This is a genomic window from Enterococcus sp. LJL98, assembly GCF_054871745.1.
In genome coordinates, this window is the sequence record NZ_JBTXLU010000006.1 from 24478 (window position 1) to 38991 (window position 14514).

At 36.6% G+C, this 14514-nt stretch carries 13 protein-coding genes; all 13 read left to right on the forward strand.

The window, feature by feature from the left end:
- Positions 1-24: 24 nt before the first annotated feature.
- The 13 genes from ACYSNO_RS06210 (at position 25) to ACYSNO_RS06270 (ending at position 14512) form a co-directional block, all read left to right on the forward strand.
- A complete protein-coding gene (locus ACYSNO_RS06210; RefSeq protein ID WP_461730200.1) occupies positions 25-759 on the forward strand; it encodes an NAD-dependent protein deacylase in 735 nt (244 codons plus the stop codon).
- 428 nt (positions 760-1187) lie between these two features.
- Positions 1188-2534 carry an extracellular solute-binding protein gene (locus ACYSNO_RS06215; RefSeq protein WP_461730307.1) on the forward strand — a complete coding sequence of 449 codons (1347 nt, stop codon included), beginning with the start codon at positions 1188-1190 and terminating at the stop codon, positions 2532-2534.
- Between the two features lie 60 nt (positions 2535-2594).
- A complete protein-coding gene (locus ACYSNO_RS06220) occupies positions 2595-3497 on the forward strand; it encodes a carbohydrate ABC transporter permease (protein ID WP_461730201.1) in 903 nt (300 codons plus the stop codon).
- A 10-nt stretch (positions 3498-3507) separates the two neighbouring features.
- On the forward strand, positions 3508-4338 hold the full coding sequence (locus tag ACYSNO_RS06225) for a carbohydrate ABC transporter permease (RefSeq protein ID WP_461730202.1): 831 nt from the start codon (positions 3508-3510) through the stop codon (positions 4336-4338).
- A gap of 115 nt (positions 4339-4453) precedes the next feature.
- The gene (locus ACYSNO_RS06230) at positions 4454-6649 is read left to right on the forward strand and encodes a helix-turn-helix transcriptional regulator (RefSeq protein WP_461730203.1); all 2196 of its coding nucleotides are present in this window, start codon (positions 4454-4456) and stop codon (positions 6647-6649) included.
- A 53-nt stretch (positions 6650-6702) separates the two neighbouring features.
- Entirely contained in the window at positions 6703-7434 is a 732-nt protein-coding gene (locus ACYSNO_RS06235) for a class I SAM-dependent methyltransferase (protein ID WP_461730204.1), read from the forward strand.
- A 130-nt stretch (positions 7435-7564) separates the two neighbouring features.
- Positions 7565-8212, forward strand: coding sequence for an SGNH/GDSL hydrolase family protein (locus ACYSNO_RS06240; protein ID WP_461730205.1), 648 nt, complete (start codon positions 7565-7567; stop codon positions 8210-8212).
- 19 nt (positions 8213-8231) lie between these two features.
- Positions 8232-8648 (forward strand): GNAT family N-acetyltransferase, encoded by a 417-nt coding sequence (locus tag ACYSNO_RS06245; protein ID WP_461730206.1) that lies wholly within the window; start codon positions 8232-8234, stop codon positions 8646-8648.
- Between the two features lie 266 nt (positions 8649-8914).
- Entirely contained in the window at positions 8915-9739 is an 825-nt protein-coding gene (locus ACYSNO_RS06250; protein WP_461730207.1) for a PRD domain-containing protein, read from the forward strand.
- A gap of 10 nt (positions 9740-9749) precedes the next feature.
- Entirely contained in the window at positions 9750-10424 is a 675-nt protein-coding gene (locus ACYSNO_RS06255) for an N-acetylmannosamine-6-phosphate 2-epimerase (protein WP_461730208.1), read from the forward strand.
- Positions 10424-11932, forward strand: a complete 1509-nt coding sequence (locus ACYSNO_RS06260) for a PTS transporter subunit EIIC (RefSeq protein WP_461730209.1) — start codon at positions 10424-10426, stop codon at positions 11930-11932. Before ACYSNO_RS06255 ends, ACYSNO_RS06260 begins: the two co-directional genes overlap by 1 nt.
- 11 nt (positions 11933-11943) lie before the next feature.
- Entirely contained in the window at positions 11944-12411 is a 468-nt protein-coding gene (locus ACYSNO_RS06265) for a PTS sugar transporter subunit IIA (RefSeq protein ID WP_461730210.1), read from the forward strand.
- Between the two features lie 175 nt (positions 12412-12586).
- Complete coding sequence (locus ACYSNO_RS06270; protein ID WP_461730308.1) at positions 12587-14512, forward strand: fructose-1,6-bisphosphatase; 1926 nt, start codon at positions 12587-12589, stop codon at positions 14510-14512.
- The last annotated feature ends 2 nt before the right edge of the window (positions 14513-14514 follow it).

Genomic DNA, 14514 nt, shown 5'->3' on the forward strand with positions numbered 1-14514 from the left:
AAAAATAAAAAAGGGGTGAAAAAAATGAACAAAATCGAGCAATTGACACAAATTTTAAAAGAGAGCCAAAAGATTGTTTTTTTTGGTGGTGCGGGTTGCAGTAGCGAAAGCGGGATTCCGGATTTTCGAAGTGCGGAAGGCTTGTTTAACCAAGAATTAAAGCAAACCTTTACACCGGAACAGTTGGTGTCGCATTCTTTTTATGTGAATCATCCGGAAGCCTTTTTTGACTTTTATAAAGAAAAACTCATCTACCCGGAAGCGAAACCCAATGGCGCCCATTGCGCTTTGGCTTACCTAGAAAAAATTGGGAAATTAACAGCGGTGGTGACCCAAAATATCGATGGACTACACCAAGCAGCCGGCTCAAAACAAGTTTTTGAATTGCATGGTTCGGTTTTACGTAATTATTGTGTCGACTGCCAACATTTTTACGACGAGAGGTTTATCCTAGAATCAAAGGGGATTCCGATGTGTACAAAGTGTGGGGGAAGAGTGAAACCAGATGTTGTACTCTATGAAGAATCCTTGGACGAGGCCACCATTCAAGGGGCGATTGCGGCCATTGCTCAGGCAGACACATTAATTATTGGTGGAACCTCACTCGTCGTGTATCCAGCGGCTGGCTTGATTGATTATTTTAGAGGAAAAACGCTGGTGCTAATCAATAAGAGTGCGACTCCTGCAGATGGGCGAGGGGATTTAGTGATTAACGAAGCCATTGGAGAAGTACTGGAACAGGCAACAAGGGGAGTATGAGAAAATAAATGTACTATTTTGATTTATCAAAGTGGCACATACTACTGTTTTACTTATATTAACTGCTAATATTGGTTTTTTGGAATGAAAAAATAAGTCTAATTGGAAATTATTACGATAAAACCCACTATTTTGTAATGAAATAGTGGGTTTTATAATTTTAATGCAATGAATAAGTAGACCGTAATTCTATTTTATATAAAAAATCATTCAATTTTCATCTCTATTTCTATCAGAAATCACCATTTTTTGTATGCATTTGCAATAAATGGTGATAATTTGAATTTTAACTGATTGTTTATATTAAAGAACAAAGCGATAATGTAAGTGCTTACATTGGTAGCGGCCGATACTGATGTAAAAGATGATATCATTGAAAATTGGGAGGATAAAAAATGTTTAAACTTAGAGGGAAAGCAAAATTAATTATGGGTTTGACTACATCAGTATTAGTTGGTTTATCTTTAGTAGCATGTGGTGATAGTAATAAAGGAGAGAGTGCATCAAAAGATGGGAAAACAGAAATAAAAATTACTTGGAGAGATACAGGAGAACATGACAATCTACGCAAGTTTTTAGATGAAGAGTTTATTCCGAAATTCGAAACAGAGAATGAAGATATAAAGATTGTACTTTCGCCAATTACAGCAAGTGAAGGCGATTATTTTTCTAAAGTTGCTCTATCTATGCAATCTGAAAACACAGCACCAGATATTGTTGCAGAGGATTCTTTCATGTTAAATTCTGATGCGAACGCTGGCTATCTAACACCACTAGATGACTATCTTAAAGATTGGGATGAGTGGTCTAAATACACTGAAAATATTAAAGTAGGTTCAACGGGACAAGATGGAAAAGTATATGCAATTCCAGGTACTTCGGATTCCAGAGGACTTTGGTATAATAAAAATGTTTTTGAAAAAGCAGGATTGTCCTCAGATTGGCAACCTAATAATTGGGCTGAAATCATAGAAGCAGCAGAGAAGATTAAAGAGTCACAACCTGATGTTATACCTTTTGGAATGGGTGTTGCAAAAGCTAACGGTGAATCTGTTTCAATGCAGACATTTGAAATGCTTCTTTATGGAACAAAGGATACATTATTCGATAGTGATACTAGAAAATGGAATGTGAACACGCCTGGAATTTTATCTTCTTTAGAATTTATTGATGAAATTTATAATCAAAAAAAATTAGGACCCTCACTATCAGTAGCAATTAATAGTAACTACGGATCTGTCATGATGCAAGACAAATTTCCAAATGATCAAGCAGGAATTATTTTAGATGGCTTCTGGAATACAGGGAATTGGAATGAAGGCGGTGCTGTTCCTGTTGATAATATGACAGAGCGCTTTGGCTTCGCTGCAATGCCAACAGAAGATGGAAGTGACCCTGGATCTACAACAATGTCTGGTGGATGGACCTGGGCAATTCCAGCAAAAGCTAAGAATAAAGACGCTTCTTGGAAAGTAATGCAATCGCTAGGTGGTAAAGAAGAGCAAGCAAAACGTGCGATGGCAGAAGGGAACTTAACTGTTCGAGATGACTCTGCTGAAATACCAGAGTATGCGAACAGCCCGTTTATTAAAGAAGCAACGACTTTCTTGCAAAATGCCCATTTTAGACCTGCCGATGATAAATATCCAAATGTGTCTGTAGAAATTCAAAATATGGTTGAGGCTGTTGCGACAGGTAGTAAGACTCCTGAACAAGCAGCTAAAGACTATGCAAAGAATGTAACCCGTATTGTTGGAGAAGAAAATGTTAAGTAAATGTAAAAAATTAATGAGCGGCTCATTAGCCGCTCTATTTAAATAAAGAGGGTGGAATTTATGGAACACAGAATAGAACAAAGAAGTGTTAATAATAAATTATCTGACAATTTAAAATCAATTTTCTTCCTATTTCCTAGCTGGGTGCTATTATTAATATTTTTTATTGGTCCTATGGCATTAACCGTTATTTTTTCTTTTTCTAACCTTGCTTTGACTGGCGCAAATGCTAGTCAATTTCAATTTATAGGATTTGACAATTTTGTACAAATGTTTCAGGATCCCGAATTTCGTAGGAGTATTTGGAATACAGTTGTCTTTGTATTTTTTTCTGCTGTAGTTGGACAATGCTTCTTAGGTTTTTTAATAGCCTTTTTAATGAGGGAAAAAAACACTGCATTTCGAAGAGTAATTGGGTTAATCGTAATTGCTGCTTGGGTGACTCCTGAAGTTGTCGTTTCATTTTGTTGGGTTGCTTTTTTAGGAGAAACTGGAACAGCGAATTGGCTTTTAGGGTTAATGAATATTGAGCCGGTTGCTTGGTTATTTACATTTCCAATGGTTAGTGTAATTATTGCTAATATTTGGAGAGGGACTGCTTTTTCAATGATGGTCTTTCAATCAGCATTAGATGATATTCCTAGCGAAGTGGAAGAGGCTGCAGTAATGGATGGTGCAAGTCGTTGGCAAATAGTTACAAAAATTACGATCCCGATGGTTAGAGGTACAATTGCAACAAACTTAATGTTAGTAACCTTGCAAACTCTAGGAGTATTTACTTTAATTTATACAATGACTGGTGGTGGACCTGGTGTAAGTACAGCAACGTTACCAGTATTTATGTATAAACAAGCTTTTGTCAGTTATCAATTAGGTTACGGTACAGCAATATCCTTGGTTTTATTAGCTCTAGGTGCACTTGCTAGCTTAATTTATATGAAAACATTGAAAGTGAAAGTATAGGTGAATTGATATGGTTAATAAAGGATATAAAATTGAAACAATTATTCATTATGTTGTATTGAGTTTACTTGGCGTTTTATTTTTATTGCCATTACTGTGGATGTTATTTGCTTCCGTTGATACAGGTGCAATTCAAGCTCTTCAAATGCCTACAGAGTGGACCTTGCAAAATTTCATATCAATTCTAACTGATAAAGTACTATTACGTTCGTTTGCAATTGGTCTAGGGATATCTGGAGGTCAGTCCATCCTAATTGTTATTCTCTGTGTCTTAGCAGCATATCCATTATCTAGATACCGTTTAAAATATAAAAAATCTTTTATGATGACTATTTTATTTATGACGTCTTTACCGATGACAGCAGTTATTGTTCCAGTATATCAAATGTTCTTATATTTGAAATTTCAAGATTCACTGCTTGCTTTAACCTTCTTCTTAACCGCATCTTCACTTCCCTATGGTATTTGGATGATGAAAAATTTTATGGATTCAGTTCCCTTAGACCTTGAAGAATCTGCATGGGTAGACGGAGCATCTGTCTGGCAAGGTATCAGAAAAGTTGTAACACCCCTGATGCTCCCAGGAATATTTACAGTAGGAATATTTACCTTTACAGGGAGTTGGGGAAACTTTTTTGTTCCATACATTCTCATACAGTCACCAGAAAAAATGCCGGCGTCTGTATCAATTTTTCAATTCTTTGGAAATTTCGGAATGGTTAATTATGGACGTCTAGCTGCATTTTCAGTGCTATATTCCCTACCAGTGGTGATATTATATGCCATTTCTCAAGGATTTATGTCTAAGGGATTTAGTATGGGAGGGGCAACAAAAGGCTAATTTTTGGATAGTATCTTAAACTGTTAGTATTAAAGTCACTATGCTTATAGTGGCTTTTTGCCTTTCAACTCTAGAGAAAGTATGTCATAATTTTGTTTGGAGGAGGGTTGGTATTATGAAAGGGAGTATTTACAGAAAAATCTTTTTTTCTTTTTCAATAATAATAATTTTGTACACGGCTATTATTTTATTTACAGTTATCAATAAAGAATGGAATAGACAAAAATATGAATCAATTGCTGAAATTGAATTTTATTTTGAAAGAGAAGTTAATGTCGTCGATACTAAGTTGGAGACAGCTCTAACAGCAACAAAAATGTTGTCTGAAAATAAGAGGATACAGCAACTAGCAATAGTACCTGACGGTGACTATTCATTGTATTCAGTAATATTTGATCAGCTAAAAGAAGGGTTGTTTTCTGGGTATCAATTAGATTACAACATAGGATTGACAAAAGGGGAAGGCAATATGGTTGTTAGTCCAAATGGTTACTTTTTATTTCAGGACTACCTTGATTTTATTGAGTTATCTCAAGAGCAGTCGGAATTAATAGAGATACTAAGATCTGAGGATCTCAATAGTATAAGAATTTTTAGTTTAGATGAAAGAATTTATCTACTAAGAAAAATTTATCTTCCAGAAAAAGAAGAGTCATTGTATTTTCTTTTGAATTGGGAAAAATCAGATTTAACCGTGCTAGATAAAGAATATGAAGGAGCAAATTTTTTCTTTATTAAGGATCATAATTACCTAGATATGAATCAGATAGTCATTAAAAAATATTTACCATTAGAATCAGTAAAAAAAAATGGCATAGGCTATGAAAAAAATGGTAGTGAATCTATTTTTTGGAAGCGTTCTATTTCTGTTCCCGGATTAGATTATGCCATGGTATTTTTAGATACAGTAACCCCGAGTTTTCCAATTGATACTATCTGGTCTATTTTAAAATTATTGCTTATACTACTTTCATTAGGATTATTATTAACGATTTACTTTAGTAAAAAAAACTACGGACCTTACAAAAAGATTATTACAAAAATTGAAAATGACCCTGGAGATTCGGTGAATGTGGATTCAGTACTCGAAAAAATTGAAGACTTACAGACTGTGAATTATGACTTGAGCCAGTTTAAAGAGAGTAGTATCGTAGAGATTCGAGAGGTTTTTTTGAAAAAAATATTGTTAGGTGAGTATTCAAGTAAAGATTTAGAAAGAATTATACCGATATTAGGATGGGAAGATTTGAAATTAGGTGGGGTTATTGTGATTTTAACAATCGCAGGAACTTCGAAAGTTGAGAGTCAGTTATCAAATAAAAAAATAATGGCTGCGAGACAGAAGATTATTGAATATGGTATATCGTCAAAGCAAGAAAAGTTTTATATTCAATCAATTAGTACAGAAAAATTCGTGATCATCTCTTTAACAAAAAATCAAGATATAATAATCGAGACAATTTCTAATCTAAAACGTATTTTACGTGAAGAATTACTTGTGTTATCAAAATTTGTGATGTCTACGCCATTTACAGCTGTAGATACATTCTCTTTGACATTGCGTGAGGTTGTAGGATTAAATGCAGAAAAAGATTTTACTAGTGAGGAAATAACTAGAAATCCAACAATACCTAGTTCATCGACAGCTTATAGTTATTCTATTGAAGCAGAGCAAAGGTTGATTTATTTAATTCGAAAGAACAATAGTATTGAAGCAATGGAATTGATTGAAAAAATATTGCGTATGAATCTTTTCGAGCGGGAATTATCAACTTATGTAATGGATGACTTTAAACAAGCATTAATGAACACAATCAAACGAGTGGCTCAAATTTCGGTGTTTGATTATTCTGTTTTTTACAAAGATAATCAAGTATTATTCAATCAATTAATTGGAACAGATGAACAGAAGATATATCACACATATCTTTTAATCTTCGAAAAATTATTATATATAATTGAACAAGAAACGCCAGAAAGTCTTGAATTAATTGATAGGGTATTAGAATATATTGATTGCCATTTTGTAGAAGATATATCGCTGAGTGATTTAGCAGAAAAGTTTCATGTTACAGAATCTTACCTTAGTAAGTTAATAAGAGAGTCGAAAGGAATTACATTTAAAAATTACTTGAATCAATTAAAGGTAAACAAAGCAAAACATCTACTTCAAGAACGAAATCTCAAAGTAAGTGAAGTCTCGGAAGCTGTAGGATGTAAAAACGTTAATACTTTTATTCGTATTTTTAAACAGTATGAAGGAACGACACCAGGAAAATATCAAAGTTATTTAGAAGAGGAAAAAATTTAGAGAAATCGTTTCTTGTGATTTTCCACCACTTAAATCAAGAAAGGAACCGTCCATTGAAAGAAAATAAATATGACAATCAAGCTTTTTTTGAGAAATATAGCCAAATGACTCGTTCGACACAAGGGTTAGCTGGAGCAGGTGAATGGCAGGCGCTTGAAAAAATATTACCTGATTTCACAGAAAAAGAGGTTTTAGACTTAGGTTGTGGTTATGGTTGGCACGCGATTGAGGCTGTTGAGCGAGGCGCTGCTTCGGTGATTGGTGTTGATTTATCGGAAAAAATGTTAGCCGTTGCAAAAGAACAGACCAGGAGTGAGAAAGTGACGTATCGAAGGGAAGCGATGGAAGCGATTGATTATCCAGCAGAAACCTTTGACATTGTTTTGAGTTCATTGGCCTTTCATTATGTAGCAGATTACGAAAGGCTGATTCAAAAAATTCATCAAATGTTAAAACCAAAGGGGATCTTGATTTTTACGGTGGAACACCCCATTTTCACCGCAGAAGGTTGCCAGGATTGGTGCTATGATGAGAAGGGGAAAATTCGTCATTTTCCTGTGGATAATTATGCCTTGGAGGGTGCGCGTCATGTTCGCTTTTTAGGGGAGGAGATGACGAAATATCATCGCACGCTGACAACTTACGTCAATACCTTGTTACAAAATGGGTATCAGTTAAATCATCTGGTTGAACCGGAACCAGCCAGTCATCTGCTGACATACCCTGGAATGAAGGATGAATTGCGACGGCCAATGATGTTGATTTTATCTGCAACCAAACAATAAAAAAATAAAAAATAGAGGCGAGCGGCTTGTTACTTAACCGACTGCCTCTTTTTTTGACCTCCCCCCCCTTCTCTTCTCCTAAGAATCGGGTACAATAAGAAAGAAGGCAATAGAAGAAAGGAAGGATCCTATGAAGTTAGATAAAAAATCGAAAATCGTATTTATTGGCGATTCTGTGACAGATTCAGGCCGGAATGATCAAATTGCGCCAGGACATTTTAGCAGTCTGGGTGAAGGGTATGTTTCGCTTATTTCAGCCGCACTGACAGCCCTTTATCCCGCAGCAGAAATGATGGTGATCAACAAAGGGGTAAACGGTCATAAAGTGACCGATTTGGAAAAACGTTGGCAACAAGATGTACTCGATTTGCAGCCGGATTATGTTTCAATCTTGATTGGTATTAACGATGTTTGGCGTTTCTTTGACCAAAATTTCCAACACCCAACGGATCTCGTCGATTTAACGACTTTTGAAACGACCTATCAAGGACTCATCGATCAAACAAAAGACCAAGTGAAGGGTCTGTATTTGCTAAGCCCTTTTATGTTTGAGACGAATCAGAAAGATCCCATGTTCATTCAATTAAAAGCCTATCAAGAAGTCGTCAAACAACTTGCAGAAAAAAATAAGCTGATTTATTTAGATATTCAAGAAGTGATCGATGACTATTTAACGATCCAATCCAGTTACATTCTATCCGATGATCGGGTCCACCCGAATCAAAACGGACACTTTTTGGTCGCTCATCAATGGTTAAAAGCGATTGAATGTTATTGAAAAAAAGGAGCAAGGATGAATGGAATTAAAAACAATGAGCGTTGAAGAACTAACAAAAGTCTTGGGAGAAATTTTTGAAGCGCAAACGATTGCCGCTGGACTACCGGTCATTTCGGATGAGGTGATGGGAATTGCCGCGATGGATGGAGAAAAGATTGCAGGTGGCATCGTTGTGAAACAGACCTATGAATCGATGTATATTCACTTACTTGCTGTTGATGACGCCTACCGTGGGCAACGAATCGGTAGTCAACTGATGGAAGCGGTGGAAAAATTAGCCATCGAACGAGAAATGATTCATTTAACTTTAACGACGAAAAGTTATCAAGCTTTAGCATTTTATCAAAAACAAGGTTATGAAGTTTTTGGCGAATTAGCAGATATGCCCATGCGTGGCGTGACCAAGTACTATTTGAGTAAACGATTACGAGCCTAGCAACACTCAAGCGAGAAAATATGAAAAAACTCTCTCAATGACGAGAAAAAAATTCTAGTCATTGGGAGAGTTTCTTAATGGTTATGACTTGACAATGAAAGCGGTTCAATGTACTCTACTGAGTATAGCGTGCAACTATACACCTTTTCAGTATAGGCATTAGCTTACGAGTAAATGACCGTAAGTTTTAGTGTGTCTTGGAAAGGAGGATAGTTGTTTTTTTGTACATTTTTTTAGGAAAGTTAGAAAAAAAGGGGAGGGAGAGTATGAAAACATTTGAAATTGTTAAAATACTCACTCACAATATTATTTTAGCGAGTAATCAAGGGAAAGAGTATATTTTGATTGGTAAGGGAATTGGATTTCAGATGAAACCGGGAATGACTGTCAAAGAAGAGCAAGCGAGTAATTATTATATTATTCAGGATTCAAAAAAATTGTCAGACTATGAGCGAATGGTATTAGATACACCAGAACGAGTGCTGTTAGCTACTGAAAAATCGATATTATTGGCAGAACAACAATTAGAAAAGAAATTTGATGAGAGAATTCATTTATCGTTACTAGATCATATTCGTTTTGCTGTTTATCGCTTAGAACACCAGATCAAAGTAAGCAGTTTTTTAACAGAAGAATATCATGTGATGTATCCTGAGTTATATGCAATTGCAACAAAAATGGTCCAGCAACTAAATAAAATACTAGAAATTGAGTTACCTCATTCAGAAGTGGGATCGATTGTTTTACACCTACATGCTGCATTAAACCAAGAGAAAGTTTCACAAACAGCAATCTATGCTCAAGTTATTGAATACGCTTTAATTTATTTGCGGGAACAATTAGGTGAACAAATTACAAATAATCAATTAGCAAAAGCGAGACTAGTGACACATTTAAAATTTGCTTTGAAACGTTCGGAGCATCAAAAAGAGTTGGAAAACCCACTAGCAGGTGTGATTCAACAAAAATATCCAGAAATTTACCAGATTGCAAATAGCTTATCAAAAGAAATTGCAACGCGTTTTCAAATTCAATTTTCAGAATCTGAGATTAGTTACATTGCGCTGCATCTTTATCATTTAAAATCATAGGAGTGAAAATATGTTAGAAAAAATAAAAAGAAAACTGGTGGTTTCTTGCCAGGCGTTACCTGACGAACCATTACATAGTTCTATGATTATGGGAAGGATGGCTTTAGCTGCGAAAAATGCAGGAGCAGCAGGAATCCGTGCCCAGGGAGTCCAAGATATTATTGAAATCAAAAAAGTCACTCAATTACCAGTCATTGGTATTATTAAAAGGCACTATTTAGATAGCGAAGTTTTCATTACGGCAACGCGACAAGAAGTGACAGAATTATTAATAACGGGTTGTCAAATGATTGCTTTAGACGCAACGAATCGACCACGCCCAAATGGAGAAAAACTAGTTGATTTATTACAACAAATTCATAAGGCAGGTTGTTTGGCAATGGCAGATTGCTCGACTTTGGAAGAAGGTAAAAATGCTGAAGCGATGGGGTTTGATTGTATATCAACGACTTTAGCGGGATATACAAGTTATTCGAGACAAACAGCAGGTCCTGATTTGGAACTAATCGAACAATTACTTAAAGAAGTTAAAATCCCTGTTATTGCTGAAGGGAAAATTCATACACCTGAAGAATTAAAACAAGTATTTGATCTAGGCGTTTATAGTGCTGTTGTCGGTGGTGCAATTACCCGTCCACAAGAAATTGCTACGCGTTTTATAATGAAAATAGAGGAGGAAAAGTGATGTTTCAAAAATTACAAAAAATAGGGAAATCATTCATGTTACCAATTGCCATTTTACCAGCAGCAGGTTTGTTATTAGGAATTGGTGGTGCATTATCGAATCCAACGACGATTCAGACCTATCCGTTTTTAGATATTGCTGCGCTACAAGGAATTTTTCAAGTCATGGCTTCAGCAGGTGAAGTTATATTTAGTAACTTGGCTTTACTTTTAACAATGGGACTTGCAGCAGGTTTAGCTAAACGTGATAAAGCAACCGCTGTATTAGCAGCAGTTGCAGGGTTTTTAGTAATGAATGCAACGATCAAAGCGCTTTTAGCAATTTTTAGTGCAGAAGATGCCGCCATGATTGATACTGGCGTAGTTGGTGCGATTGTGATTGGTAGTGTAGCCGTCTATTTACATAATAAATACTATAATATTCAATTGCCTCAGTTTCTAGGTTTTTTCGGAGGTTCTCGTTTTGTTCCAATCGTAACGTCGTTTGCTGCAATTTTTGTAGGAGCACTCTTTTATCTTATTTGGCCACCTTTTCAACAAGTGCTCGTTTCTTCTGGTGAGGCGATTGTTACAATGGGGCCTTTTGGTAGCTTTTTATATGGCTCTTTGATGCGTTTAAGTGGAGCTGCTGGATTACATCATATGATCTATCCGATGTTTTGGTACACTGAACTTGGTGGTGTGGAAACGGTAGCAGGAGAAACGGTTGTTGGTGCGCAAAAAATCTTTTTTGCTCAACTAGCAGATCCCAATCATGTAGGGTTATTTACGGAAGGAACTCGTTTTTTTGCAGGACGTTTTGCAACGATGATGTTTGGCTTACCCGGTGCCGCATTAGCAATGTACCATGTTGTTCCTAAAGAGAGAGCAAAAAAATATGCAGGTTTATTCTTTGGTGTCGCCTTAACATCTTTCATCACAGGAATTACTGAACCTCTGGAGTTTATGTTCTTATTTGTTTCACCAGTCTTGTATGTCATTCATGCACTTTTAGATGGTTTATCTTTTTTTGTAGCTGATTTACTAAATATTTCGATAGGAAATACTTTTTCTGGAGGTGTAATTGACTTTACGTTGTTTGGTGTCTTACAAGGTCAAGCTAGAACACATTGGATGTATGTTATCCCGGTTGGTCTCATCTTTTTTGCCCTATATTATGTGATTTTTAGAGCGTTTATTGTTAAATTTAATGTCCCAACACCTGGACGATTTGAAGATGAAGTGGAAGGTGAAGAGGTACCAAAAGTGGTAACTAAAGACTCTCTAAGAGAAGAATCTTTGCAAATTATTGAATTGCTAGGTGGGGAAGCAAACATTCAAGATATCGATGCGTGTATCACTCGCTTGAGAGTGAATGTAGTTGATTCAAATAAAGTGAATCGGGAAGGGTTGAAGAAGCTAGGGGCGGCAGATGTACTGATGGTTGGTGGCGGTATTCAAGCTGTTTTTGGAGCGAAAGCAATTATTTATAAAAATAGTATTGTTGATATTTTAGACATTGACGAGTAGAGGAGAATTCTATGTTATTTCATAAAAAGAAAAAAGAAGAGTACTTAGCATTTATGTCAGGAAAATTAATCGATTTGAAAATGGTGGAAGACCCTGTCTTTTCAACTAAGATGATGGGGGATGGATTAGCCATCGTACCCGATTTTGATGAAGTAGTGGCTCCTTGCGATGGAGAGGTTACAACCGTTTTCCCGTCCGGACATGCATATGGTTTGAAACAAAAGAATGGTCGTGAACTGCTACTTCATTTGGGCATTGATACTATCGAATTAAAAGGTGAAGGTTTTGAAAGGTTTGTTACGGTTGGACAACAAGTGAAAGCTGGCGATTTATTAGGAAAAATGAACTTAGAAGTTGTGAAAGCTGCTGGGAAATCAACGACCTCAATGTTAGTTTTTACAAGTGGTGAAAAAGTCGTATTGCTTAAAGAAAATCAACATATCAAATTAAGAGAGGGGCAGATTCTAAAAGTCGAATAGCGATAACAAAGAGAGACACTCTGAAGTTTATTTTAAAAATGAACTTAGAGTGTCTTTCTTTATTTGGGAGAAATATTACTTCAATGTGAGACAGGAAGCTATTTTCCACCCCCAAAACTATACACTCGAGAAAGAGTTTGCTATATTAGTAGCAATCATAAGGGGGGCGAGTATCATCGAGGAGAAATATTTCAAACTGCTAAAAAGCCATTTTGCAGAAAAAGAAGAGGTCTTAACCGAAATAATTAATTTAGAAGCCATTTTACATTTGCCAAAAGGGACAGAACACTTTGTGAGTGATATTCATGGAGAGTATGCAGCGTTTAATCACGTGCTACGTAATGGTTCTGGTAGTGTGCGTGCGAAGGTTGAAGAATGCTTTAAAAACGAGCCACATGTAGCAGTTACGGACTTATGTACATTGATTTACTATCCCAAAGAAAAGATTGCGCGCCAACAACAAGAAATGACATCGAAAAAGGATTTGCAAAATTGGTATCGGGAGCAAATCTGGCGACTCATTCAAGTATTGGATTATGCAGGAAAGAAATATACACGTTCGAAGATGCGAAAAACGTTCCCCAAGAAATTTGCGTACATTATGGAAGAATTACTGAATAGCTTGGGGAGTCAAACAGACAAGCAAGCGTATTACACATCCATTGTCGAAAAGATTATTGAATTAAATCAGGCACCTCACTTGTTGCGTGCCCTAGCTGAGACCATCCAACGATTAGTAGTGGACCATTTGCATGTTGTCGGTGATATTTATGACCGGGGACCACAACCAGATGCGATTATGGAACGCTTGCTGACACTACCTTCCATTGATATTCAGTGGGGGAACCATGATATTATCTGGTTGGCTGCGATGGGTGGTTCGCAAGTTGCCTTGGTGAATTTGATTCGAATTCAAGCGCGCTATGGGAACTTGGCGATTTTAGAAGAAAGTTATGGCGTGCATTTACGCCCCTTGATTGAGTATAGTCAAAAATATTACACGCCGCAAAAGCCATTTTCACCCGTGATTGATGAAGACAACGCCTTTTCGTTAAACGAAAAAGACCTTTGTAATCAAATTCAGCAAGCTTGTGCGCTCTTACAGTTCAAGCTTGAAGGGCAATTAATCAAACGACGGCCAGAATTTCAAATGCAAGAGCGAGCGGTGCTTGAAAAGATTGATTATCATCAGGCTACGATTGAGCGAAACGGCCAATGTTATCCTCTGGAAGATTTTTTTGCCCCAACGGTCGATCCGAGTAATCCGTGTAGGTTGACGGATGAAGAAAAAGCCTTACTTGTCCAACTGTTAACCAATTACCAAGATTCAGAAAAACTCAAGCGCCACATGGATTTTTTATATGAAAAAGGGCGAATGTATTTGTGCTATAACGAGAACCTTTTATTACACGGGTGTATTCCCTTGCATGCTAATGGTGATTTCAAATCTTTGCGTATTGCTGAGAAAAGTTATGCAGGCAAGGAACTCCTTGATTTTTATCAAGCACAAGTCGAAGCGTGTTATGCTCAACCCAAAATTTCAGAAGATTTTGCGACCGATTTGATGTGGTATTTATGGGCGGGAGAAAATTCTTCTTTATTTGGTAAAAAAGCAATGACGACGTTTGAACGTTATTACATTGCGGATCCGGCGAGCCATGTGGAAGAAAAAAATGCGTATTATGTCTTGCGTAATGATGAAGACATTTGTGAAGCAATTTTGACTGCTTTTCATTTACCAAAAACGGGGCATATTATTAATGGGCATACGCCAGTCAAAGAAAAGAAAGGGGAAAGTCCAATGAAAGCCAATCGTCGGATGCTGGTGATTGATGGCGGCTTTGCCAAAGCCTATCAAAAGACGACTGGGATTGCAGGCTATACGCTACTTTCCAATAGTTACGGCATGCTCCTTGCTGCGCACCAACCCTTTACCTCGGTCGAAGATGCCGTTGAAAATGGGACCGATATTGTCTCGACTTTGCGGGTTGTAGAACAGGTTTCGACACGCAAAAAAGTTGCTGAGACGAATATTGGTGAAAAACTCAAACAGGAGAGCCAAGATTTGCTATACTTGTATCAGCACTTTGATCGGTTATAACA

Coding starts and splice junctions, on each gene's coding strand:
- ACYSNO_RS06210 (WP_461730200.1), top strand. CDS start 25: ATGAACAAAATCGAGCAATTGACACAAATTTTAAAAGAGAGCCAAAAG.
- ACYSNO_RS06215 (WP_461730307.1), top strand. CDS start 1,188: ATGGGTTTGACTACATCAGTATTAGTTGGTTTATCTTTAGTAGCATGT.
- ACYSNO_RS06220 (WP_461730201.1), top strand. CDS start 2,595: ATGGAACACAGAATAGAACAAAGAAGTGTTAATAATAAATTATCTGAC.
- ACYSNO_RS06225 (WP_461730202.1), top strand. CDS start 3,508: ATGGTTAATAAAGGATATAAAATTGAAACAATTATTCATTATGTTGTA.
- ACYSNO_RS06230 (WP_461730203.1), top strand. CDS start 4,454: ATGAAAGGGAGTATTTACAGAAAAATCTTTTTTTCTTTTTCAATAATA.
- ACYSNO_RS06240 (WP_461730205.1), top strand. CDS start 7,565: ATGAAGTTAGATAAAAAATCGAAAATCGTATTTATTGGCGATTCTGTG.
- ACYSNO_RS06245 (WP_461730206.1), top strand. CDS start 8,232: ATGGAATTAAAAACAATGAGCGTTGAAGAACTAACAAAAGTCTTGGGA.
- ACYSNO_RS06250 (WP_461730207.1), top strand. CDS start 8,915: ATGAAAACATTTGAAATTGTTAAAATACTCACTCACAATATTATTTTA.
- ACYSNO_RS06255 (WP_461730208.1), top strand. CDS start 9,750: ATGTTAGAAAAAATAAAAAGAAAACTGGTGGTTTCTTGCCAGGCGTTA.
- ACYSNO_RS06260 (WP_461730209.1), top strand. CDS start 10,424: ATGTTTCAAAAATTACAAAAAATAGGGAAATCATTCATGTTACCAATT.
- ACYSNO_RS06265 (WP_461730210.1), top strand. CDS start 11,944: ATGTTATTTCATAAAAAGAAAAAAGAAGAGTACTTAGCATTTATGTCA.